Origin of the sequence: Labrenzia sp. PHM005 (assembly GCF_006517275.1) — a bacterium.
GTDB lineage: Bacteria > Pseudomonadota > Alphaproteobacteria > Rhizobiales > Stappiaceae > Roseibium.
This window is the reverse complement of the sequence record NZ_CP041191.1, coordinates 55,938-79,649: the sequence shown is the minus strand read 5'-3', so window position 1 is coordinate 79,649 and position 23,712 is coordinate 55,938. Positions and strand designations below refer to the sequence as shown.

22 protein-coding genes and 1 tRNA gene are annotated in these 23,712 nt (G+C 55.3%); 6 read left to right on the top strand and 17 right to left on the bottom strand.

Annotated elements, in window-relative coordinates:
- The first annotated feature begins 21 nt into the window (after window positions 1-21).
- On the top strand, window positions 22-615 hold the full coding sequence (locus FJ695_RS00520) for a hypothetical protein (RefSeq protein ID WP_209010854.1): 594 nt from the start codon (window positions 22-24) through the stop codon (window positions 613-615).
- A gap of 72 nt (window positions 616-687) precedes the next feature.
- Here the strand turns inward: FJ695_RS00520 and dapD are convergent, their stop codons facing one another.
- Entirely contained in the window at window positions 688-1,539 is an 852-nt protein-coding gene (gene dapD / locus FJ695_RS00515) for a 2,3,4,5-tetrahydropyridine-2,6-dicarboxylate N-succinyltransferase (RefSeq protein ID WP_141183621.1), read from the bottom strand.
- Window positions 1,540-1,800: 261 nt separating this feature from the next.
- Here dapD and FJ695_RS00510 point away from each other — a divergent pair, with 261 nt between their 5' ends.
- Window positions 1,801-2,706: a DMT family transporter gene (locus tag FJ695_RS00510; protein WP_141183620.1), complete on the top strand. Its 906-nt coding sequence runs from the start codon at window positions 1,801-1,803 to the stop codon at window positions 2,704-2,706.
- A gap of 16 nt (window positions 2,707-2,722) precedes the next feature.
- Here the strand turns inward: FJ695_RS00510 and FJ695_RS00505 are convergent, their stop codons facing one another.
- The 9 genes from FJ695_RS00505 to rpmH form a co-directional block, all read right to left on the bottom strand.
- Window positions 2,723-3,103 carry a hypothetical protein gene (locus FJ695_RS00505; RefSeq protein ID WP_209010853.1) on the bottom strand — a complete coding sequence of 127 codons (381 nt, stop codon included), beginning with the start codon at window positions 3,101-3,103 and terminating at the stop codon, window positions 2,723-2,725.
- A 115-nt stretch (window positions 3,104-3,218) separates the two neighbouring features.
- Window positions 3,219-4,082: a LysR substrate-binding domain-containing protein gene (locus FJ695_RS00500; RefSeq protein WP_141183619.1), complete on the bottom strand. Its 864-nt coding sequence runs from the start codon at window positions 4,080-4,082 to the stop codon at window positions 3,219-3,221.
- 74 nt (window positions 4,083-4,156) lie between these two features.
- Window positions 4,157-4,900: a pyrimidine 5'-nucleotidase gene (locus FJ695_RS00495; protein ID WP_247653765.1), complete on the bottom strand. Its 744-nt coding sequence runs from the start codon at window positions 4,898-4,900 to the stop codon at window positions 4,157-4,159.
- Complete coding sequence (argB, locus tag FJ695_RS00490) at window positions 4,897-5,784, bottom strand: acetylglutamate kinase (protein WP_209010852.1); 888 nt, start codon at window positions 5,782-5,784, stop codon at window positions 4,897-4,899. Before argB ends, FJ695_RS00495 begins: the two co-directional genes overlap by 4 nt.
- 95 nt (window positions 5,785-5,879) lie before the next feature.
- A complete protein-coding gene (gene yihA / locus FJ695_RS00485; RefSeq protein WP_141183618.1) occupies window positions 5,880-6,527 on the bottom strand; it encodes a ribosome biogenesis GTP-binding protein YihA/YsxC in 648 nt (215 codons plus the stop codon).
- A gap of 10 nt (window positions 6,528-6,537) precedes the next feature.
- On the bottom strand, window positions 6,538-7,266 hold the full coding sequence (locus tag FJ695_RS00480; RefSeq protein WP_371708912.1) for a CatB-related O-acetyltransferase: 729 nt from the start codon (window positions 7,264-7,266) through the stop codon (window positions 6,538-6,540).
- Between the two features lie 153 nt (window positions 7,267-7,419).
- Window positions 7,420-9,240 (bottom strand): membrane protein insertase YidC, encoded by a 1,821-nt coding sequence (gene yidC, locus FJ695_RS00475; protein ID WP_141188498.1) that lies wholly within the window; start codon window positions 9,238-9,240, stop codon window positions 7,420-7,422.
- On the bottom strand, window positions 9,240-9,653 hold the full coding sequence (gene rnpA / locus FJ695_RS00470; RefSeq protein WP_141183616.1) for a ribonuclease P protein component: 414 nt from the start codon (window positions 9,651-9,653) through the stop codon (window positions 9,240-9,242). The genes yidC and rnpA overlap by 1 nt, the downstream gene beginning before the upstream one ends.
- 59 nt (window positions 9,654-9,712) lie before the next feature.
- Complete coding sequence (gene rpmH / locus FJ695_RS00465) at window positions 9,713-9,847, bottom strand: 50S ribosomal protein L34 (protein ID WP_081450549.1); 135 nt, start codon at window positions 9,845-9,847, stop codon at window positions 9,713-9,715.
- Window positions 9,848-10,182: 335 nt separating this feature from the next.
- On the opposite strand from rpmH, the gene FJ695_RS00460 reads away from it, so the two are divergent.
- The 4 genes from FJ695_RS00460 (at window position 10,183) to FJ695_RS00445 (ending at window position 14,348) form a co-directional block, all read left to right on the top strand.
- Window positions 10,183-10,992: a TVP38/TMEM64 family protein gene (locus tag FJ695_RS00460; RefSeq protein WP_141183615.1), complete on the top strand. Its 810-nt coding sequence runs from the start codon at window positions 10,183-10,185 to the stop codon at window positions 10,990-10,992.
- Between the two features lie 45 nt (window positions 10,993-11,037).
- Window positions 11,038-12,468 carry an NAD(P)/FAD-dependent oxidoreductase gene (locus FJ695_RS00455; protein ID WP_141183614.1) on the top strand — a complete coding sequence of 477 codons (1,431 nt, stop codon included), beginning with the start codon at window positions 11,038-11,040 and terminating at the stop codon, window positions 12,466-12,468.
- Window positions 12,469-12,518: 50 nt separating this feature from the next.
- Window positions 12,519-14,000 carry an ATP-binding protein gene (locus FJ695_RS00450; protein ID WP_141183613.1) on the top strand — a complete coding sequence of 494 codons (1,482 nt, stop codon included), beginning with the start codon at window positions 12,519-12,521 and terminating at the stop codon, window positions 13,998-14,000.
- 271 nt (window positions 14,001-14,271) lie between these two features.
- A tRNA-Arg gene (locus FJ695_RS00445) sits at window positions 14,272-14,348 on the top strand.
- A gap of 264 nt (window positions 14,349-14,612) precedes the next feature.
- Here the strand turns inward: FJ695_RS00445 and FJ695_RS00440 are convergent.
- The 7 genes from FJ695_RS00440 to FJ695_RS00410 all read right to left on the bottom strand — a co-directional run bounded on the left by FJ695_RS00440 (window position 14,613) and on the right by FJ695_RS00410 (window position 23,712).
- A complete protein-coding gene (locus FJ695_RS00440) occupies window positions 14,613-15,581 on the bottom strand; it encodes a reverse transcriptase family protein (RefSeq protein WP_141183612.1) in 969 nt (322 codons plus the stop codon).
- A 144-nt stretch (window positions 15,582-15,725) separates the two neighbouring features.
- Complete coding sequence (locus FJ695_RS00435) at window positions 15,726-16,472, bottom strand: hypothetical protein (RefSeq protein WP_168206223.1); 747 nt, start codon at window positions 16,470-16,472, stop codon at window positions 15,726-15,728.
- A gap of 611 nt (window positions 16,473-17,083) precedes the next feature.
- Window positions 17,084-17,803: a DUF2793 domain-containing protein gene (locus tag FJ695_RS00430; protein ID WP_141183610.1), complete on the bottom strand. Its 720-nt coding sequence runs from the start codon at window positions 17,801-17,803 to the stop codon at window positions 17,084-17,086.
- Window positions 17,800-21,753, bottom strand: coding sequence for a glycoside hydrolase/phage tail family protein (locus FJ695_RS00425; RefSeq protein ID WP_141183609.1), 3,954 nt, complete (start codon window positions 21,751-21,753; stop codon window positions 17,800-17,802). The genes FJ695_RS00430 and FJ695_RS00425 overlap by 4 nt, the downstream gene beginning before the upstream one ends.
- On the bottom strand, window positions 21,753-22,208 hold the full coding sequence (locus tag FJ695_RS00420; RefSeq protein WP_141183608.1) for a peptidase P60: 456 nt from the start codon (window positions 22,206-22,208) through the stop codon (window positions 21,753-21,755). The genes FJ695_RS00425 and FJ695_RS00420 overlap by 1 nt, the downstream gene beginning before the upstream one ends.
- Window positions 22,205-23,089, bottom strand: coding sequence for a DUF2163 domain-containing protein (locus FJ695_RS00415; RefSeq protein ID WP_141183607.1), 885 nt, complete (start codon window positions 23,087-23,089; stop codon window positions 22,205-22,207). Before FJ695_RS00415 ends, FJ695_RS00420 begins: the two co-directional genes overlap by 4 nt.
- Entirely contained in the window at window positions 23,086-23,712 is a 627-nt protein-coding gene (locus tag FJ695_RS00410; protein WP_141183606.1) for a DUF2460 domain-containing protein, read from the bottom strand. Before FJ695_RS00410 ends, FJ695_RS00415 begins: the two co-directional genes overlap by 4 nt.

Genomic DNA, 23,712 nt, shown 5'->3' with positions numbered 1-23,712 from the left:
GTTTGCGGGAGCGGACTGAATTTGATCAGCACCAGTGAGATACGCGCAGCACTAGATGGATCCTGGCTTCTTTTGCGCAACCAGTCGCAAGGGATGAATTATTTCGACCAATCGACCCAAGGGTTCTGGCGTTCGTTTTTGGTCATCTTTTTGCTGGCTCCGGTGTTTCTGGTGAGCGCGCTAGCTGAAAAGAAACTGCTGATTTCCGAGAACGTTATTCTTTCTGAGGTGTTTCCAGAAAACACTTATTGGCTAGCCCAATTCCTGAGCCTTGGCATCGATTGGGTGATGCTGCCATTGGTACTGGCGATGCTTGCAGGGCCGATCGGGATTTCGCGCCAATATGTGCCTTTCATTGTGGTGCGTAACTGGACCAGCCTTCTGGCGTCCGTGCCGTACCTTGCGACCGGGCTTCTGTATTTGATGGGCATTATCCCATCGGGCATCATGGTGCTGTTGTCGTTCACCTGTCTGATCGTGGTGCTTTGGTACCGGTTTTTGATTGCCCGGATCGCGCTGCAAGCTTCTGCAAGTCTGGCGATCGGGATTGTATTCCTGGATATTCTAATTTCTCTGATTATCGGCGAGCTGGCCGGACGCCTCTGGGCGGTCTGATTCCACTTCGGTCAAAAGAAAACCCGCCTCGGGGGCGGGGTTTCAATTGCTTTTGCGGTGGCGAGACTTTGATTAGTCGCGCAGAAGATCGTTGATCGCGGTTTTTGACCGGGTCTTTTCATCAACGGTTTTCACGATGACGGCGCAGTAAAGGTTCGGGGCAGCTTGGCCATTGCCCATAACATTGGCGCTCGGCATGGAACCGGCAACAACCACTGAATACGGTGGAACTTCGCCATAGGTCACTTCACCGGTCATCCTGTTAACGATCTTGGTCGACTTGCCGATGTAGACTCCCATCCCGAGGACCGAACCTTCGCGCACGATGCAGCCTTCAACAACTTCGGATCGTGCACCGATAAAGCAGTTGTCTTCAATGATTGTCGGCCCTGCCTGTAGGGGCTCCAGAACTCCGCCGATGCCGACGCCACCGGACAGGTGCACATTTTTGCCGATTTGCGCGCAAGAGCCAACGGTTGCCCAGCCGTCAACCATTGTGCCTTCGTCGACATAAGCGCCCAGATTGACGAACGATGGCATCAGAACAACATTTTTGCCGATGAATGAGCCGCTCCGTACAATTGAACCGGGGACTGCACGAAAACCGGCTTTTTCGAAATCAACACCGCGCCAGCCGTCAAACTTGGATGGAACCTTGTCCCACCAAGTTGCGTCGCCCGGACCGCCTTTGATCACGTCCATCGGATTGAGGCGGAAGGACAAGAGGACCGCCTTTTTGGCCCACTGATTGACGACCCAATCGCCATCTTTCTTTTCCGCGACCCTAAGGTGTCCCTGATCGAGAAGGTTCAGCGTGGTCTCAACAGCATCGCGCACTTCACCAGTCGTGGTCGTGTCGATCGAAGCACTGTCTTCGAACGCTGCGTCAATGGTCTTGGAAAGGGCAGCAAGGTCGTGTGTCATCTGGAAGCATGTCTCCGGAACTTAAGGAAATCTGCGCGGAACTAAGCGTCCGGACCGGCAAGTGTCAAGCACGGCAGCGACCGGATCCGACCAGCAAACGTCAATTCCCTGCCATTGGCCAATCTGCTGACAGGCCAAATGTGCGCTCTGGCATCGCGTAAACTTGAGAATGACTCATCTATAAATGGAAAAAGAAGATATTTTATAATGAGTGTTAGATGGGTAGTGTGAGAAGAAGTCAAGAATAGCTATGGAACTCCGATGGAACTCTGGATCCCAATCACACTGTTTGCCGCTTTTTGCCAGAATTTGCGATCTGCGGTCCAGAAGCATCTGAAAGGCCAGTTGGGCAGCACGGGCGCGACTTTTGTCCGGTTCGGTTATGGATTTCCGTTTGCTTGCCTCTATGTGGCCGTCTTGCACCTGGCATTCGAATATCCCATCCCAGAAATCAACTCAGTGTTTTTGATTGCTGGCGCGCTGGGTGGTTTGGCTCAGATTTTCGGGACTTTCTTGCTCGTATACTTGTTCTCTTTCAGAAATTTTGCAGTGGGAACCGCCTATTCCAAAACCGAACCCATCCAGGCAGCCTTGTTCGGGTTTCTGCTACTGGGCGAAAGCGTTTCCCTGGTTGTCGGGCTGTGCATTCTAATCGGCATTTTGGGGGTGATTGTCATTTCGTTGGCGCATACTACCTTGTCAGCATCCGTAGTCCGGCAATCTTTGTTCGGCCGTCCTGCTCTGATTGGGCTTGGTTCGGCCGCTATGTTCGGGGCTTCGGCTGCAGCTTATCGCGTGGCGTCCTTATCACTTGAGGGAACAGGCATCCCGATGCAGGCAGGCTTTGCGCTTGCTTATGCGACGCTGTTTCAGACTGGGGTAATGGTTGTTTGGATGGTGCTGCGTGAACCAGATCAACTGCGGGCCAGTCTGGCTGCGTGGCGTGTCGCAGTTTGGGCCGGCGCAACCGGTGTGGCCGGGTCTATCGGTTGGTTCACTGCGATGACCTTGCAAAATGTTGCCTATGTCCGGGCTCTGGCCCAGGTCGAGCTGGTGTTCACCTTTCTTGCGTCCTGGTTGGTGTTCAAAGAAACGATTGCCCGGTCTGAGATTGCGGGCTGTTTTTTAATCGTTGTTGCCGTTCTAGGGATCATCTTATGGGGCTGATCCCTGGCCGATGCGTTTAAGGGTTGAGGATGATCAGCTTGGTGTGGCCGCCGTTGCAGGTGTAACAACAGTCTGAGCAGGATTGACTGTATTTGAAGCCGACACCCCAATAGATGTCAGTCCTGTTCCGGACCCAAGCACCGTAACAAATCAGCTCTCCGTGGTGGCAGGATATGTTCACGGTTTTGGTGGAGTAGTCGTCCAGAAGATAAATCTCATTGTTGCCCGGCCAACTGTGACCGCGGCGGGTGTCGGAATAAAACTCGATCTCAAGAATGTTGGGGTGGTTGCTTTTGACCTGCCAGAGCAGAGAGCTGGCCGAACTGGGCGACGTCTGCACGCAGAAAGTAAGTGCCGCCAGTACCGCAATGAAAGCATATTTGATTGCGGTTCCCATTTCAGTCTCCCAGACAATTTAGAGCGTTGGATAGTACCGTTACATCCGGTTTGCCCGGCGTCAAATGTGTCGCCTTTTCCAGGAATGACGCATTTTGGGGAAGTGCATCGAGCAATTAGGCAGTATCCTGTAACCAATCGCGGAAAGCGGCGACAGGCCTGGTCAATGTGCGGGCAGGGGAACGGACAAACCAGTACCCCGTTTCCAGTTCCAGAATGGCCCAGTCCGGGCAAACCAGGTGTCCGGCATCAAGTTCCTGGGAGACAAACCGGCGGTCGATGACAATTGCGCCCATACCGGCAATTGCCGCCTGAATGGCCAGATCCCGGCTCTGGAGTACGGTGCCAGAACTTGTGTCAGTATGTTCAAGACCTGCTGCGGCAAGCCATTGGCTCCAGTCGCTGCGTCTTGACGCGCTGTGGAGCAGGGGTAAGTCGGCCAAAATTGCCGGATCGTTTTCGTCCTTTCCTGCCAGCAATCCTGGGGCCAATGCGACCGCAAGGTGTTCTTTCCAAAGAAGATGGCTTTCCACGCTCGGCCAATTGCCGGTGCCAAGACGGATAGCGCAATCGTAATTCTCGCGGTCCAGATCGATCATGCGGGTCGAGGTTGACAGCAGCAGTTCGACATCCGGCTGGCTCGCCTGAAATTGGGGCAACCGGGGGATCAGCCAGCGCGTGGCAAAGGTGGAGACGGTGCTGATGCGCAGTTCCGTCCGCCCGCGCCGCTTAAAACTGTCGACGGCTTCTTCAATCCGGTCGAAGGCATCACCAAGGCTGAGCGCCAGGCGTTGACCTTCTTCGGTCAAGGTCAAACCACGCCCGTCCCGGTTGACGAGCGTTGCCCCCAGTTCGCTTTCCAGCTTGCGCATGAGATGCGACAGGGCCGAGGGGGAAACGCCGAGTTTTTCGGCTGCAAGTGCTGCCCGGCCATGACGGGCCAGAAGAGCAAAAGCATTAAGTGCGCGTAACGACGCCATAGAGAAGCCAGATCCAAAATTGAGTTTTGCTCAATCTAGAAGATCTGTGCTCAGGAGGCCAGCGATGTTCTGTCTTAGGTTAAAGAGCCTTTGACCGCCCGCAAAAAACCAGTCAGATCCTCGGTCACAAAGTCGACGTGCGGGTAGGGATCACCTTCTAGGTCCAGGTTGTCCTGAAGGACTTCTCTGGACCCTTTTGGAACAATCAAGGCCGTGCGCATGCCCAGATGGTGTGGAACTTTCAGGTTTTTCGCCAGGTCCTCAAACATGGCTGCCCGGGCTGGCGCAATGCCCGTCCGATCCAGAAACATGTCGTAGGTTTCTTTGTTGGGTTTGGGAATCAGGTCCGCCGATACAATATCGAAAATATCTTCAAAGTGTTCTGAGATCCCAAGCGCGGCAGCAGTACGTTCAGCATGCGGCCGGTCGCCGTTGGTAAAGATGAACTTCTTTCCAGGCAGCGCCTCGATGGCATGGCCAAGATCCGGATCCGGTGCAAGCGACGAATAATCGATATCATGCACGAAGGCGAGATAGTCGTCCGGATCGATCTTGTGGGTGGTCATCAACCCGCGCAAGGTGGTGCCGTATTCGTGATAAAGCGCCTTTTGGTGGGCCATCGCTTCGTCGCGGCCCAAATCGAGAACCTTTTGCACGTAGCGTGCAATCTGTTCGTTGATTTGCGGGAACAAACTGGCTTCATGCGGATAAAGCGTGTTGTCCAGATCAAACACCCACGCCTCGACACCGCGGAAAACCCGCATGTCTTGCCGGTGGGCATGCCGGCCTTCTTTAGGCAAAATACGTTTTCCGGTCACGGGCGGATCAACGTCCCTGCGCCGCCATCGGTGAAGAGCTCCAGCAGAACCGCATGAGGTACTTTGCCGTTGAGGATCACAACGCCTTCCACACCGCGTTCCAGCGCATCGATACAGGTTTCGACTTTTGGAATCATACCACCAGATATAGTGCCGTCGGCCATCAGGTCACGGGCCTTCGCCACGGTCAGCGATTTGATGAGCTTGCCATCCTTGTCCAAAACACCAGGAACATCCGTCAGGAACAGCAAGCGCTTGGCATTGAGTGAACCGGCGATGGCGCCTGCGGCCGTATCTGCGTTGATATTATAGGTTTCACCATCGCTGCCGGGTGCCACCGGCGCAACCACCGGAATGATGTCTTCTTTCAAGACTAGTTTGAGGACGGTCGGGTCGACTTTTTCCGGCTCGCCGACAAAACCGAGGTCTATGACGCTCTCGATCTTGCTGTCTGGATCAACAACGGTCCGTTTGAGTTTTCGTGCGGTCACCATGTTGCCGTCTTTGCCGCACAGGCCAACGGCCCGGCCACCTTCCGCATCGATCAGCTGGACGATTTCCTTGTTGATGGAACCGGCGAGTACCATCTCGACCACTTCGACGGTTGCCTTGTCGGTCACGCGCAAGCCGCCTTTGAACTCGCTGACAATATTGAGCCGGTCCAGCATTTTACCGATTTGCGGACCGCCGCCGTGGACAACTACCGGATTGACGCCGGATTGGCGCAGCAAGGTGATGTCCCGGGCAAAAGCCTGGCCTAGGGCCGGATCTCCCATGGCATTGCCGCCATATTTCACGACGACGGTCTTGCCGTCATAGCGCTGCATATAGGGAAGCGCATGAGCAATGATATGGGCGCGGCTTTCGGACTCAACTGTTGTCATTTCTAGGAATTCTCAATCAATTCGGAGCGTTTGGCGCGAGGGGACAATGCTATAGCCGGTTTGGCGCTGCCAAACAATCTGGGACACTCTGCCGGCTATTGGTTCGCAAGCACGCAGAGCTCGGCACGCAGTTCATCAACGCCCTTGTTCTTCTCGGAAGACGTCGCAATGATTTCCGGGTGCGCGGCAACGCGTTTGGCCAGGGCGGATTTGGTGTCGTCGATCAGTCTGGCGAGGGCCGGAGGCTTGATCTTGTCCGCCTTGGTCAGGACCACCTGATAGACAACGGCTGCTTTGTCGAGCAGATCCATCGTCTCAAGATCGTTCTTCTTGATACCGTGGCGGCTATCAATCAGAAGAATGACCCGGCGCAGGTTTGGCCGGCCGCGCAGATAGGAAAACACCAGTTTGGTCCAGGCGTCGACCAGGTCTTTGGGCGCTTGCGCATAACCGTAACCCGGCATATCGACGATGGTCAAAGGTGTTTCGGGCGCGACAAAGAAGTTCAGCATCTGCGTCCGACCTGGTGTGGAGGACGTTCGCGCCAATCCCTTGCGTCCAGTCAGCGCGTTGATCAGGCTCGACTTGCCAACATTGGAGCGGCCGGCAAAGGCAATTTCGGTGCCTGCGGTCGCTGGAAGGTTGGCCATGTCGGTGACGCTGGTGAGAAAATCCCACTGCCGGGCGAACATAAGCCGCCCAGCTTCCAGGCTTTCTTCAGAATAGGTTTGATCTTCACTCATGGAGAGCCTTCTAACCCGCCTTGACGGCTGCGTCGAGAACGCAGTCCGGTTCTGCGGCTGCCTTTTCCAGGTCGGCCAAGTCTGCTTTTCGAATCGCGCTGAGGTGCCGGGAGATCTTTTCAGCAGGCCAATCCCACCACGCGATCTCTAAAAGGCGCTCTATGGTCCTTTCATCAAAGCGTAGGCGGACAATACGTGACGGATTTCCAACCGCGACCGCAAAGGGCGGGATATCTGAGGCAACAACTGCGTGCGCGCCAATGATGGCGCCTGAGCAAATGGTCACGCCCGGCATGACAACGGAATTTGTGCCAAACCAGACATCGTTCTCGACAAGCGTGTCACCGCGCAGATGGTCAAAAATCGTTGCCGGCTCAAACCCGTCTTCCCAGCCTTTTCCAAAGATGTTGAAGGGGTAGGTAGATAATCCGGTCATGGCGTGATTGGCACCATTCATGATGAACGTGGTTCCGGATGCAAGCGCACAAAAACGGCCAATCTTGAGTTTGTCGCCTACAAAATCGAAATGATAGCGGACGTTTCGATTTTCGAAGTCAGCTGCGTGTTGCTCATCGTTGTAATAGGAATAGTCGCCCACTTCGATGTTCGGGCGGGTGACAACATTTTTCAGAAAAACAGTGTGTGGTTCACCGTTGAACGGGTGACGGACGTCAGGGTTTGGACCGTGCATAGGACCTCCAAGAAGCAAAGAAACAAGGCAAGAAAGCGCGCTAATCATGCGCAGTCGACCAACCGGCCGGCGGTATCGCCTTGGGATATCGGTCTTTGCTTTAGTGGATCATTGTCCGGGCACTCCTGAAATATCTTTGGTCATGAAAAAGGCCCCGCCGTGTGGCGAGGCCTTGCCTGTTATCAGCTAGAAACCTGAATGTCAGCTCTTTTTGTCTGTCGCGGCCGGTTTCTTGCGTTTGAAGAGGGCCCCTAAATTGTCCCAAAGCTCCACTTTGGCGCCTTGGCGGCGCATGATCACGTACTGCTGAGCGACTGACAATGTGTTGTTCCATGCCCAGTAGATCACGAGACCAGCTGGGAAGGACGCCAGCATGAAGGTGAAGACGATCGGCATCCAGGTGAAGATCATCTGCTGAGTCGGATCGGGCGGAGCCGGGTTCATTTTCATCTGGATGAACATTGTGATGCCCATGATCAACGGCCAGACGCCAAGCATCAACAACTGTGGCGGATCCCAGGGGATCAGACCAAACAGGTTGAAGAGGGAGGTCGGGTCCGGTGCAGACAGATCCTGAATCCATCCGAAGAAAGGCGCGTGGCGCATTTCGATCGTGACGAACAGAACCTTATAGAGGGAGAAGAAGACCGGGATCTGGATCAGGATTGGCAGACAGCCGGCCAATGGATTGATCTTCTCTTTCTTATAAAGCTCCATCAGAGCTTGCTGCTGCTTCTGTTTGTCGTCCGCGTATTTTTCGCGGATTTCAGTCATCTGCGGCTGCACCAGTTTCATCTTGCTCATGCTGACATAGGATTTGTTTGCCAGCGGGAAGAAGACGAGTTTGACCAGAACGGTGACCAGAAGGATCGCAACGCCGAAATTGCCAGAGAAATTGAAGAACCAGTCAATGGCGAAGAACATTGGCTTGGTCAGGAAGTAGAACCAACCCCAGTCGATCAAAAGCTCAAACCGTTCAATGCCGAGGGCTTCTTCATAGGCATCCAGTAGAGCTGTTTCTTTGGCGCCGGCAAACAGATAAGAGCTGGTTTCACCCGTGCCGCCTGCTGGAACGGTAATCGCATTTCCAAGATAATCGGCTTGGAAGTTGCCGCTCTGGGCCGCGTAGCTGAAGCCCGGCTGGAATTCCTGACCCGGGGTCGGGATGAGAGTTGCCGCCCAATACTTGTCGGTGATTCCGAGCCATCCGCGGTCTACGGCTGCCGGCCGGACAGGTCCGTCCTCTTCCAGGTCGGAATAGTCGACTTCAACCAGTCCTTCTTCGCCAAAGACCCCAAGCAGACCTTCGTGAAGAATATAAATGCCGCTCATTTCCGGGATGCCGTTCCGGGAGATGAGGCCATACGGATAAAGCGTAACGGCGTCTCCGGAATTGTTGGTAACCGATTGCCCAACCGTGAACATGTAGTTTTCGTCGACAGAGAACACACGCTTGAAGATGAGCCCTTCGCCATTGTCCCACGTCAAGGTTAGCGGGGTCGTTGGCGTCAGGTCAGCAGAGCCCTCAATAGTCCATACGGTATCCCGTCCCGGAACTTGGACATTGGAGTTGGCATCCTTAGTCCAGCCGTGTTCTGCGAAATAGGCCGAAGGGGAGTTTGTCGGTGAGAACAGAACAATCGTTGGACTGCTCTTATCGACTGTCTCGTGATAGTCCTTCAGGCGCAGATCATCGAGGCGGCCGCCGGTCAGGTTGACAGAGCCTTCCAGTCGCGGGGTGTTAATCTTTACACGTTTTGAGGACGCCAGTGCCTGATCCCGTGAGGCAAATGCTTGTGCACCACCGGTCGAGGGGGCTACGGCCGTGCCGGAGGTGGATGGTTTCGGAGCATCTGGATTGACGCCGCCATTTTCAGCCTGGCGAGCTGCTTCCGCTTCCTGTTGGGCCTGAAGAGCTGCCTGTTGGCGTTCCAGTTGTGGTCCGGCATAAAAATATTGCCAGCCCAGCAAAACGACCAGGGACAGAACGATCGCGAGAATCGTATTGCGGTTTTCAGAAATCAACTGGATTTACCCCTGTTACCTGCGCGGTGATGTGTTTGTTTGGGCCTATTGCCCTTGCGCGGTTTGCCGCGGCCGCGCGGTGTTGCCGGATCTAGCACCTGGTGTAGCCCAGACTTAAGGTCTGTGACCAGATTTTGGAAGGGCTGAGTTAGCGCGCCATCGCGTGCAACCAGCACAAAATCGGCATTATTTGGTATGTCGGCCTGCGTCAGCTCAGCCACAGCCGCCCGCAGACGCCGTTTGATGCGGCTCCGCACGACTGAATTGCCGGTTTTTTTGGTGACCGTATAGCCGATCCGCGAAGACGCGCCGCTGGTCCGTTGAAGACCTTGAACAACAAAAGCGCGCCGACCCAAACGGCCACCTTTGGCAACCGCAAGGAACTCGGAGCGCTTTTTGAGTGTGTTCATAGCAGCGGTTTGGCTGTTGGCAGACACCGTCTAGCTGGTGCGCTGCAAGCAGACGCCGCTTAGGCGCTGAGGCTCTTACGGCCTTTGGCACGACGGCGAGCAAGCACCTGACGGCCACTCTTGGTGGCCATACGTGCGCGGAAGCCGTGGCGGCGCTTGCGGACAAGACGGCTCGGTTGATACGTACGCTTCATTGTTCTTCCCCGCGCGGCTTAAGCGCGGCCCTTGTTCATTTTAAATTCTTTGGAGGAAGCACCCGAAGCGCTCAGCCAGCGCAGCTTTAAACAGCCATGGGTCCGAATGCATGTCCCGATCGAGCGCGCTTATAAGCGTCATGCCGGTTGAAGTCAACGTTTGCCGCAGAGATTCTCGCACCCGTTTTTGATCACGCACAGGTGAATGCTTGACCGCGCTGTCTCACTTATCAGTGAAATCAGCTTCTTTTTACAAGCTTTAAGGTACACCTGACGTAAGACATCGGCACTGTTGCCGCCCGAACGCGGCAGAATTAAGGATAATGGAGTGGCCAATGCGGGGAAATGAGGCGGAGGCGATGAACGGAACTGATGAGCCCAACGGGGTTCAAAAGCCGGAAGCTGAAAAGTCGTCAGGCGCACTGCTGCGCAAGTGGAGCCCATTGGCAGTGCTTCTTTCGCTGATGATCCTAGCGTTCTCCCAAGGCCTTCACAATCATCTGACGCTCTCCGCATTGATCATGGAGCGCCAGCATTTGGCCAGTCTCGTGACAGACAACCTGATGATGACTGTTGTTGGTTATGTCGCGCTCTATTCTGTAGCGGTTGCGTTATCTTTCCCGGGCGCTTCGCTTTTCACGATTGCAGGCGGTTTTCTCTTTGGGTGGGTCATCGGCGGTTTTGCGACAGTTTTCGGGGCGACAGTCGGAGCTGCCGTGGTTTTTCTGATCGCAAAATCTTCCTTTGGAGACATGCTGACCCAGCGCGCAGGGCCCTTTCTCACGCGGCTAACCGAAGGGTTCCGGCGCGATGCCTTCAATTATCTTCTCTTTTTGCGCCTCACGCCGGTCTTCCCGTTTTGGCTGGTCAACATTGCTCCGGCAGTGTTTCAAATGCCGCTTGGGTCTTATGTTCTAGCAACCTTTGTTGGTATTATTCCTGGAACATTTGCCTTTGCCTTTATCGGATCCGGTCTTGATAGCGTGATCGAAGCACAAGAAGCCGCCAACCCCGGATGTGCGGCCGCTGGCACCTGTGCGGTCGAAGTCTCCGCCCTGGTCACGCCGCAATTGATAGTTGCCTTCTTTGCGCTTGGCATCGCCAGCTTGATACCGGTTGCGCTCAAACGGCTCCGCACCCGCTGAAGTGCCTAACCGCGCGGGAAATCCATCAATTAATTGGACCTTTATATGTCGAAGCTGCTGACCCCGGATATTTGTGTCATTGGTGCTGGATCAGGTGGACTATCTGTCGCTGCCGCTGCTGCTGCATTTGGCGTTGAGGTTGTCCTGATTGAAAAGGGAAAAATGGGTGGTGACTGCCTGAACTACGGGTGTGTCCCGTCCAAAGCGCTCCTGGCGGCAGGCAAAGCTGTCAAGAATGTTCAAAAAGCGGCCAGGTTTGGTGTTCCATTTGAAGAACCGGATGTGGATTTCGCCAAAGCCAATGATCATGTGCAGAAAGTCATCGCGGCGATTGAGCCACATGATTCTCAAGAACGTTTTGAAGGGCTTGGCGTTACCGTGCTTCGGGAGGCTGCCGAATTCACTGCACCTGATGTGGTGGTGGCAGGGGACCATGAGATCCGCGCCCGGCGAATTGTGATCGCGACTGGATCAACGGCTCTTGTTCCACCAATTCCTGGCCTTGATCAGGTGCCGTATCTGACCAACGAAACACTGTTCACCTTGCGTGAGACGCCAGAACATCTCGGGATCATTGGTGGTGGACCTATCGGTTTGGAAATGGCGCAGGCGCATCGGCGCTTAGGCTCAAAAGTGACCGTTTTCGAAGCGCAAACCGCACTCGGCAAGGATGATCCAGAACTGGCAGGTGTCGTGCTGGACACTTTGAAAAGCGAAGGTGTCGAAATTTTTGAAAAAACAGCGGTTGAGAAGGTCGAAGGCTTCGATGACGGGGTTCTTATAACGGCCCGGTCAGAGGACGGCGAACTAGTCACCAGAGCTGTCAGCCATATGCTTGTGGCAGCCGGACGAGCGCCCAATGTTGAGCGGCTGGGTCTTGAGGCCGCCCATGTCTCCTACTCCCACAAGGGCATCACCGTTGATCATGGCCTGCGCACGTCCAACAAGAAGATCTATGCCATCGGTGATGTTGCGGGCGGGCTTCAATTTACCCATGTCGCAGGTCATCAGGCGGGCCTTGTTATTCGTTCGATCCTGTTCCGGCTGCCGGTCAAAATGCAAACAGATATCGTGCCCTGGGTGACGTATACCTCACCCGAATTGGGCCACATTGGGCTGACCGAGGCAGAAGCCAGAGCGCGGCATGGCAAAAAGGTCAAGGTCCTGAGCGCGGCCTATGCCGGAAATGACCGCGCACAAGCGGAAGGCGAAATCATCGGCAAACTCAAGCTGATCGCCGGACCGGGCGGACGGCTTTTGGGAGCAGATATTGTCGGAGCTCAAGCCGGTGAAGTCATCAATCTTCTGTCTCTGGCGATTTCAAAAAAGATGACCATGAAAGATCTTGCCGGGTTTATTGCACCTTATCCGACGCTCGGTGAACTGGTGCGCCGGGCTGCAATTTCATACTATGCGGATGCGCCGAAAAATGCTTGGCTACGTCGTGGAATCGGTTTGTTGCGTAAGTTTGGATAAGATGAATTGGGCTGATACGGTTCTGGCTGCGGTGTTGGGACGGAGCTGTCATGAAGCATGAGGGCATGCCGGAAGGAGCCGTCGCTCCAAACGAGAATGGTTTAGGCGCCAGCGGGAGGCCGGAATCAGGCAACCAGTTTGGCCGGCACCGGTTTGGCGGCTTGTCCGGAAAACTTCTGCTTCTGACGATCCTGTTTGTCATGGTTGCCGAAGTTTTCATTTACGTGCCGTCGATCGCGAATTTCCGCAACACGTGGCTGATGGACCGCTTGACCACTGCTGGTGTGGCCGCGTCAGTGCTGGCGGAAACGAACACTATTGCGCCGCGGCTGCAAGAAGAACTGCTCAAGACAACGGGAGCAATTGCCATTGCGCTCGATCAAGGTTCTCAGCGCCGGTTGATTGCCATGAGCGACGTGCCGGCTCAAATCGACTTTGTTGTCGACATGGCAAAAGTCACGCCCTGGACGTCCGTTCTGGACAGTTTCGCTGTGCTTACCTACCGGGGGAAGGGCGTTATGCGGGCGGTGGCTGCTGGGCAGATGGGCCATACGGAACGGGTGGACGTGGTGTTCCCCATCGCGCTGCTTCAGCAGGATATGCTGGCTTTTTCGGGCCGGATTTTGGCGTTGTCACTGGTGATTTCGGGCATCACGGCAACGCTTGTCTATATCACATTGCAGGCCCTATTTATCCGGCCCTTGCGGCGGCTGACCCGCTCGATGGAGCAGTTCGCCGACAATCCCGAAGACGTCTCCCGCATCATCACAGTCTCGCCGCGCCGGGATGAATTGGGGGATGCAGAAATCCGTCTGGCAGCGATGGAAGAAGCCCTGTCGCGTGCGCTTCACCAAAAACAGCGCTTGGCTGATCTTGGTTTGGCCGTGTCGAAAATCAACCATGACCTGCGCAATCTTCTAGCCTCCGCGCAGTTGTTCTTGGAGCGCCTGGAACATGTGCCTGATCCGACAGTCAACCGGCTGGCGCCGAAGATCCTGGCAACGCTTGACCGGGCTGTCAGCTACACCCAGGCGGTTATGGCCTACGGCAAGGCGCAGGAGCGGGCGCCGCAGCGCCGGTTGATTGCTCTAAAACGTGTCGGCGATGATGTTGCCGATGTTTTGGGGCTGGCCGATCACGAGACCGTTCAGTTTGAAAACAAGATTGCTGAGACTTTGGAGGTGGATGCAGATCCAGAGCAAATCTTCCGGGTCTTGCTCAATCTGACACGCAACGCTCTGCAAGCATTGGAAGCGGAGAAAGATACCACTTTGGTGCGCCGGATTTGCCTGTCAGCGGAACGGCGCGGAAGTTGTGTACATATTGAGGTGTCTGATACCGGCCCGGGGATCCCGGAAAACACGCAAAGGGGGCTGTTCAAGGCGTTTCACAGCGGGGCCAAGACCGGTGGCATTGGTCTTGGGCTGGCAATCGTTGCAGAACTTCTGAAAGCCCACGGCGGCACCATCCAATTGGATTGCAGCCAGCCGGGCACCTGCTTCCGCATCGAGTTGCCGGACCGCAATTCCTGACAAACGGTTACGTCTTATGAACGACCTGTACAGGCCGGGAGCTGTGAGCGCGTAACAGCTTGGCCTGTGTACAAATAATTTAAGAGAACTTGCGGAATTCTGAGGTTGGCGGCCGCTGAGCAAAGAACTTTCAAAAAAAGTTCAAAAAGGCGCTTGCATCCCCCGCCGGTCCGCAGTAGATAAGCGCCCTGTCCGGGGCGGACCAACGCCTCGCAGACCGAACGGCCATCGAAGATGAACACATCGTTCTCTTAAACGGACCGTTCTTGATGCACCGGTAGCTCAGCTGGATAGAGCACCAGACTACGAATCTGGGGGTCGGGGGTTCGAATCCTCCCCGGTGCGCCATATTTTCCAATAACTTAGCATATATTCAACTTGTTGAAAACAGAGCTGTGTAAGCACTGTGTAAGCAGAATTCGGCTGATCGTTATTGCCGTTTCGGTGTTCTCTCTTTCCTGTTTCAGATGTAGCGCGCAACTTCGTTTGGCAAATCGCGCAACTTCATTTGGCATCTAGTTCAAACCTGTTTCGTGGTCAGCTTCGATCCGGTGCGAGTATATTTCCGCAGACAGGTGAACAGTTGTTTTGAAAAAATCCTGATAGAGGAAGCTAATCGCTCGCTTCGTCTATCTGCTTTGCATAATTGATATGACCACCAATTCGGTTGCGATCATCAAGATTGATCCGACCCTTTGACACCAGATGCTTATATGCGCGAACTCGGTTGCGGTATCCCTTCGTGAGTCGTACCTTATCGCCATGCACAAGAAGACCGTGAACTTTCAAGCGACCAGGTAGTTGGGCAATATGCCTCTTTCGCTCGGACAACTGCCAACACGTACCAGTGAAGAGTTTTTCCAATTTTTCTAAGACATCGGGCGGTGGAAGTCCTTTTCCAGAAAAAACAATGTCATCAGCATATCTCGTATATACAGCGCCTAATTCGATTGCGACATTACTAGCATCTAGATCGATACGATGAAGTGCTATGTTGGATAGTATAGGACTAGTTGGCGCGCCTTGAGAAAGCCTCCCTCCAAAGCAACATAAGCGCTTCAACAACTTTATGCTTTCGTCCCCATACCCCAAGTCACGGAGGGCATTGTCTACTTCAGATGCTGTTGTAGATGGAAAAAAGTTCCGAATATCGACGGATGCCACCCACTCGGCGCCTAAATGGGACTTTGCAGCCGAAATATGGGACCGTCCTCTAACAAATCCATGTACGGAACTATGTGCGACCCATTTATTCTCGAAGTGTACCGAAAACCATTTCTGGATAAGTTTTAGTGCTACGCGTGGGGCTTCGATTTGCCGTTCTTCGCGGCCTTTGGGTATTTTGAATACACGGTATTGCTTTTCTGGACGCGAAACTAGCGACCAAATAAATCCTGGGTTAAATCCGGTCATAACTGACAGTGCATCGCTAGACGTAACCGGGGGCAAACCAGCATCTACCAGCCTTTGGATCTCTGCCTTTTCTTCGGGTGAGCAAGAATTTCCCAAGGCCGTAATCAAATCTTCTGCGCTACCAGCAACAAGCGCAATTTTTTCAATATATTTGTGTGAGAGCCTCATTTAGCAAAGCTGGCTTTCATAAGTGTCCGACCATGTTGTTGGTGGTTCGAAGGAGCGCCGACAGCATGGTCGGAACCCTTCTATGTATAGTCTTGGCTAGTGGGCATGATACACACCCGCGCCTGAGGCCCTCACACGTCAAAATTATTCTCCTTGCTTCGTTTGTGCAAGAGCCCTTGCAACATCCGGGCTATGTCTATGCTTGTCGCTACCGAGAATATGGAGGCCCCGAAGCGACAGAAAGTATTCGCCGTCCTTTCGTCGAACCACAGTTCCAGCTTTGCGCATTTTGTCCAGTGTGTGGTTCATCCAAACCGAATTCGGTACATTGAAGTGTTTGCTCTCTAGTGCAGCGACAAGTGTTTGCAATTCACATGGAGCTATTAGTCTCAATGTACGCAAAATTGCTATGGGCGTCGGCGTATATTCTGTCTGAGTAAAGTTTGCGGACTTAAGTTCGATTCTAAGGAAATCTAAAAACTCGTTAATCGACTTTGTAATTGAATTGATTTCAGTTTCGGTCAAACTTCTCTTTGGTTCAATCCAAACATCTGCTTTTGTATTTGAAATTGATGCAAATGAGTTTCGAACCATTTCAGGAAATCTCCCGAAAAGCATAGTCTTCAAGCTGCTATCAATATTATCCCGGTCACCTTCAACAATTACAAAAGAAACAGTGGCACCAGAATCCTTATACATCTGAGAGATCTGGTTTAACGTATGTGAGCTGGGAGACCGCTTTCGTGATTTATCCAATTTCGAATTTACGAATACAAAGTATTCATCTAAGTCAGTATTGTTTACGACAATTGGGCCGGCCAGTTCTATTCCTTTGCTAGAAAGCGTATCTTCGAGTTCTTTTATATTAGGCATTGAATTGCCGCCAAGCATCGAGCAGACTTGCTATAAGTGTAGTCACTCTGTTGTGCCATTCGTGGGCTCTACTAACTTCGACTCCGTTAAGCGAAAATCGGTCAGACTGATTGAAAACAACTTGGATTGATGGCTCATAATCGGCAGTCACTCTTGCTGCATTCGCCTCTGTCATTATTTTACACAGTTCTGGGATTGCGCGCAGGGCCCCATCAATTAATGAAACTAGTTGTCCATCATCGGCTTTATCGGCCCGCCTGCGTTCATTTTTTAGACGCCGTTGAATCGAGCCGCTTAAGATTTCCGGGTAGCTCCTGTGTGCGGTTTGAGCCCAGTCGGAATTCATTTCAGAAAAGGCCGTTCTAAGCGACAAAAAACACGCATAGTAATACCTGTTGTAAGCGGATCGTGCAAAAGCGTCGCGCTCTGGCCCATTGTTGTTGTGGGCGTGCATTTGAAGATGGTGCGCTACGCTCTGCATGTCTCAATTGTTCAACTCGTGTCGATAGATACTTGCATGTGAAAACAGCTTTCACAACCGGACTTCTTTTCTAGGGTGTTCAGCAAAAACCGTCCGGCTAAATGGCTTAGCTAGCGGCCAATCGTCACAATCCTTCGGAGTCTCATCCCTACGGCACCACCGGCAGCAGATAATGCAGCGCCACTTTCACAGCCCCAGCCGTAAAGCTGCCTCCATTCGCAGTCAGCCGGACATTCGTGTCTGAATAAAACGCCTGCGGCCCGATCACCCCGGCATTGGTGGAGCCTTCCGCAATCCCGAGCGAACCGCCGAACTTGGAGGTCTCCCCAGAGATCCCGCAGTCATAGGATGTTGCCCCGGTGATGGCCGTTGTTGTCCGGGTCGACACACACCAGACGACCGCCCGGTTCGGAATGACAATCGAGGTGTCAACGCTCACGCCACTCAGGCCGGTCAGTTCTTCTTCCACCGTACACATCCGGCTTTCGGCACCTGATGGGGTTCGTGAGAGTGTGGCCACTTGCGAGAGAAGGGCGCCGTAGTCAGCCCAGCCGGAAGAGGTATAGACCGCCAATGTTCCTTCATCGGCAATGAACGCAATCAGCCCAACAAAGGGCTCCAGGAATGTCCAGGCGCCGTCGGCGTAGTGGGCGATCTTGCCGTCCTGGCCGGTCCAGTCCCCGGAACCGCCAATTCCAACAATATAACTGTCGCCGTCGCTGACTGCAGGCGGTGCGGTCAGATCCCGATCGAGTGCCGCCAAATGGGAAAGGGCATCCAGGACTGTTAGCGCCTCATTGTGGGTGATCTCCTTCTGCGCCTGACTGGCTGCAATGAATGGTAGGTTCAGGCGTGCGGTGGTGCTCATAGGTTTTTCTCCGTGGGAATGCCCCGGCCGACCGTGCCGGAGATTTGTGTGACACGAACCTGAACCGAAGCCTGGACACTACCAAAGTTCGCTGCTTGATCAGCAGCCGTATAGGTGTGGCTGGGTGCTGCCAGTCCGGTGATGGTCCGGACAACTGTGGATCCAGACAGGATCTCGAGGTCATAACGTTCGCTGTCTTCATGAAGCGGCACATCAGAGCCGTTTGCCCATGTTCCATTGCGCCGTGTGCGCCGGATCCAGCTGATGGTCAGGTTGCCGGTTAGATCGCGCTGCCCACGCAGATGCACTGGCGCAAACGGTTTTAATGCCACCGCTTCAAAGCTGTTTGAACGGCTTTTGAACGTGGGATCGGTCGACTGCAGCGGAGACGGGCCAAAGTCCCAAATCCGGGGTATGCCGCGATCTGACAGCGGCACATCGACTTGTGTCAGGGCCTCGTCCAGTAGAACCACGCGGCTGCCGGCTGGCACCGGATCCCGCATCGCATGTTCCGTGCCGCGCCGGCCGCGCAGCAGAGTGGAGAGTTGCCAGGTCTGCGGCGCAACCAGTTCCGCTTCGGCAAACTGCAGGATCTCCCAGTCACCATCGCCGTTCCGGATCGCCAGCGCGTTCTCCGGACCTGCCAAGAGTGTCTCTTCCGATGCGGACGCAAGTGTGCCATGGGAGAGTTTGACGGTAACAGAGTTGGCCCGGTCAAAGCGGTACGGTGTTCCGGAATAGAGATCTGTTGATGTGATACCCAATGTTGCCTGAGCAACCACCTGTCCGACAATTCGGCTTCCTTCCAGCACCGTGACACCGGCCCAGGGATCAGCAAAACTTGCCAGCCACGGCCGGTGCTCAATCTGGGTCTCTTCAATGACGGGTAAGTCCAGGACCTCCAGGACTGCATCGCCGTAGGTCGGGATCGGTGGCGGCGGTGCGGGCGGCGGCGGCGGATCCGTCCGTGTCGGGCGATAACGTGAAGTTTCTACCGAAACCGCCTCGCAGTGCCTTGCGCCACCATCAACGATCCGGCTGAGCCGCATGTCGCGGGCCCTAGCAGCAATCTCGACTGACACCACATCTGCCGGATCAAACCGGATAAGCGATGGCGGCAGTGCAAATCCGGCCTGTTCCCGGCCTGCCCACTCGCCGTAGAGCCAGTCCTCGATCATGCCGCCGGCGATGCCTGGATCGATGACAGCGGGAGCCGACAGCCTTGTCACCCGATCAGACGACGCCACCAACCGTCCGGCAGCAGAGCTCGTCTGGCGGTAGTCACCCTCTGCATCCCAATAAACGAGCATGGCCCGCACCGGCAGGTCAGTCTCCTGAGCCCGTGTGATCGACCAGTCGGCGTTTTGGCGGTCAGGCGCGGCCAGATCTTTCGCTTCAATCTCATCCTCCGGTGCCAGGCCGCGGGGGATGAACTTGATCAGGCCTTCGCTTTCCACCGCGTCAAAGCGGTAAAGCTGAGCCAGCACCTCGATCTGGTCACGGGGCGAAGCCAGATCCGGCCGCAGCCAGCCGGTGACTGTTGCTTCCAATAGCGAGACGTCAACCGCGGTAAACCCGACCTGGGCGCAGATGTGCTTGATGAGATCGGCGAGCTCAACAACACCGAACTTGCCTTGCACCCAATGGCCATAGGGCCAGTTGTTCCCGTCCGACCAGACGTTCAAATAATACGGGAACGACGGATAGGGCCGTGCATCCCAGGTCCAGAGATGGCTCCGCTCAAGATCCAGCATGGGAGCGCCGTAAACAGCGGAGATCGTATTGTTGCCAGAAGCCGGATCCCAGTAGTCCAAAAGCGCCTGGATGCCCCGCCGCTGGATGAGGTCATCCCGCTCCTGGACCGAATAATAAGGCCAGGCGCTTTCCGACGATTTTGGATCGACAAAGACATTCGGCTGGTTGGTAGCCTTGTCGACCGAGGGAAAGCCATATTCGGTAAACATCACTGGTTTGGATTGCGGCACCCACTCGGTTGCCACACCACTTTCAACGCCGCCGGGCCTGTCATAGTGCGAATTGAGCCACCAGTTCCGAAAGTCCTTGGTGCGGTAGACCCAGGGTTTTCCAGATCCGTCCGTAATCGGTGTGCGGACCTGGGCATCGCGGTCGGCCGGACTGGCGTAATACCAGTCATAATCCTCGCCGCCCTCGACGTTGCTGGCGAGATATGATTTGGAATAGATCGACTTGGTGCCATCCAGAAAATCAAGATGCGTTCTGCCATCACGCCAGTCGGACAATTTCATATAGTTGTCGATGGCAACGGCATCGATCGACGGGGAACTCCACAGCGGATCCAGGTGGAAGAAGAAGTCGCCGGATCCATCTGCCGGATCATGACCGCGATACTCGGTCCAGTCGGCCGCATATGTGATATCGACACCGCCGCCCAGGACCGATTTGCAATCGCTTGCGAGGCTGACCAGCTGGCTCACAGCCGGATAGGCCGAGGAAGAACTCCGGATCTGCGTCAGGCCGACCATTTCCGAACCGATGACAAAGGTTTTTATCGCTCCCGGATCGATGACGTTCACCGCCGCGCAGAGCTTGGCGTAATGCAGCACCATGCGCCGCAAGGACCATTCGGCCGGACCGGAATAACTGCAGGCAACCGCGTCCGTCGCCGCATCGACCGACAGGCTGATATGGCCGGGAGCCGCTGTCCCAAACAGTGCATCGACCTGTGCTCCCGCTGTTGCGGTTTTATCGACAGTTCCCGGCTGACCCGCTGCCGGATCACAGGTAATGCGCCCACGCCAGGGATAGGCTGCCTGTTCTGCGCCGCCATAAGGATCCGACAGCCCATTGCCGGGCGGCACGTCCATCAAGATGAAGGGATAAAAGATGACATCATAACCGCGGGCCTTCAGATCGCGAATGGCTTGGACCACGGTCTGATCCGACGGTGTCCCGCCATAAACAGGCCGAGTCGGATCGAGCGGGTCTCTGGAGATCTCAAGGGCCGTCTCGCGAAGGTCGGAATGCACCGACCAGGTCAGCGGTGTGGTGTCCTTGCCTGTTCCGAACTCAACACCCGGCCTTATCTGGCAGTGGCCGCATCTTAGATCTGTGCCGAACCAGGCGACGACCAGCAACACGGATTTCACATTCGGGCAGGTGAAGGAGAGATTGTCGAGCGCCACCGCCCAATCGGTGCCGCCCACCTGATTGTTGGTGTTTTCAGCCTCACTGGCGCCTTCGATGTCCGGATTGACTTTGCGCACCGGTTCATCTGCATAAACCCATTCCCCGGCGCCCGGAATGACGACCATCCCTTGAACGTCTTCTTCCACCCCGCCGAGGCGCCGGAAGACTTCAAACTCGAATTGCGGGATCCGATTTCCAAAGCCTTCCAGCTGAAGGTCTTCAAAGACGATATAGGCCGTGCCGCGATAGGCGGGCGCCGCTCCTTCCTTGGTTTCAATGAGCGGATCCGGCTGCTGATCGTCCGTTCCCCGGTAAACCCGGTGGGGCAAGGTGGACCGGTCCAGAAGTTTGCCATCGGCCCAGACCCGGCCGATCCCAACAATGGGGCCTTCGCAGATCCCGATCGCGAAGTTTCCATAATAAAGATAAGTGGTCGTGGTGACCTTCTGGCCGCCACCGGCACCCTTGCCGCCAACTTTTTGGGTCGAAGTCGAAACTTCCATCCGCAGCCGGGTGGACCAGATGACCTGACCGGCCAGCCGCAAACGGCCAAAGGCATCCGGCAGCGGTGCACCCTCGGTGGAGGTTTGCAGACGCAGATCGCCAATGCGCGGGCCATTGACGGAGGTGTTCCTGGTGGGCGTCATCGCCGAGACCAGCAGGTTGTCGGCATAGGCGCCGGCGACCGTTGCCGCGCCTGAGATCAGTGTCGAGGTAAAGGCTCCGGCGCCGATTGCACCAGAAAAGGCCGTGGCCGCAGCTCCGAGCACCAGCGTTGCCATCACACACCCCCTGGAAACTGGAAGGCAAAGCGGATTTTTCTACGCCAACCGTCGAACAACGCTACCTCAGCAACGGGCAGGTTCTCATGGGCATGGATGATTTTTGCCACCGGATCGCTGATGTTTGTAGTCAGCAGTGCGCAGTGTTTGGCAGGCAGGTGTTCCTTGAAGGCAAAGAGAAGAACATCTCCGGCCTTTGCGTCTGCAATCTCGATCTCCACCAGATGACGGCCTGCAGCGTCCCGCAAGGTTTCAGCTCGGTGGCGCTCCGCCCAGTCAGGCGTATAGGGCGGTGGGTGTTCCGGTTCGCTGCCAAAGAGATCCCGCCAGACACCGCGCAAGAGACCAAGGCAATCGCAGCCGGCCCCCTTGCAACTGGCCTGATGCACATAAGGCGTTCCGATCCAGGAACGGGTAGCAACCAGGATGTCATCTCGGGTGACAGAAGATCTCATCTGAACAGGCTCCCGCCATCGTTCAGATCATCCTTGTCGGCATAGCCAATGATCACCTGATTGCCGGGAATATGCGGGAAACCGCCGAAGTTGGCGCCATTCAGAAACCGGGCCTTGCAGGTGGAAAAACTCTTGTCGCATCCGGCCTGAACAGAAAATGCATCGCCTGTTTCAATGCTGTCGGCCATCAGCAAGGAGAGTTCAAAGGTGACCGTTCCCAAAGCATTGGAGTGCCGTTTGATCTCCATTTGACGGCCGCTGTTCCCACCACTGTTCCATGTCAAAAGACCATGGCGGAACAACCCATCGTCCTTGTCATCCAGTCCAGAGGCCGTGAAGCTCAGAAGATCAAAACCCTCGACGACCGCACCGGAAAAGGTCCAGCCGGCCAGCGCTACTTTGCAGCGTGCGTCTCCAAGTTCCCAGGAACATGTCCGGTCGAATTGACGGCCATAGGTTTGCCCGAGCCGGTGGGCCAGGCCGCGCAGCTCCGCCAGGAAAGCGGTTGGTCCCCGTGTGATCTCGCCGATGTTTCCCTTGCGCAGCAACAGCCGGTTGGATGGATCGGTCCAGTCGGCTAGCCAGACTTCGATGTCTGCGTCATCCCAAAGCCCGCGGACGATATCGTCTTCGGTAAAGGTTGAGGAGGAGAGGGCGCCTTCTACGTCCAGATTGTCGACGCCAAGTCCCAGACTGGTTTCGATCGAGGTGGCGGTAAATCCGGAGGCGGCCTCATAGGTCAGGCTATCAAGTGTCAGGGGGCGGTCGTGATCGGTAAAACCAAAGACGGCACCATCCCGCCGTTCCACACGCCAGAGACGGCAATGGGTGGTGGCGCGGCTGTCCAGGTTGGCTTGCATTGGCGGTGGCACCGATTTCATACACGCACCTCCACGATTGGTATGGCGCGGATCTCGCCAAGGCGGATGTTGGTCAAGTTGGTCTGAATGATGTCCGTGTCGAATCGGCAGGGCACATCGAATTCAAATCCGGCTGTGATCGTTCCGGAGGCCGGAGCAACGTCGAAGGTGATCTCACCGGTTGTCAGGTCCGTGGACCAGCCGGAACCCTGCGGTGTGCCGTCGATGGCCACGACCACCGTCCCATCAACCGGCTTGGAGATCGTCCGGCTCCAGGTCCTCCCACCGGATGAATAGGCCTTGCTGAGCTGGAAGAGGGTGGTCGATCCATCTCCGGCACCGAGAATTTGGTCCGTTGGGGCGATGTTGCCGGACGGAAGACAGGATTTATGGTCGGACCAATCCTTGAAGCGGAAACCCCTGAGACGGCCGGACCTGGCTTCAAAGAAAGCGACCACGGCCGCAAGGTGATCCGGGTGGCGGATCCCGGATCCAACATCATATTTGCGCCGGCTGTCGGCCCAGGGCGTGTTGCGTTCTTCAAAGCCGGAGGTCAGTTCAACGATTTCCGTGCGCCGCTCCGGGCCGCCTTGCGCGCCCCTGGCCACAATTTCCGGAAACTGGATCTCGTCAAAGTCGGCCAT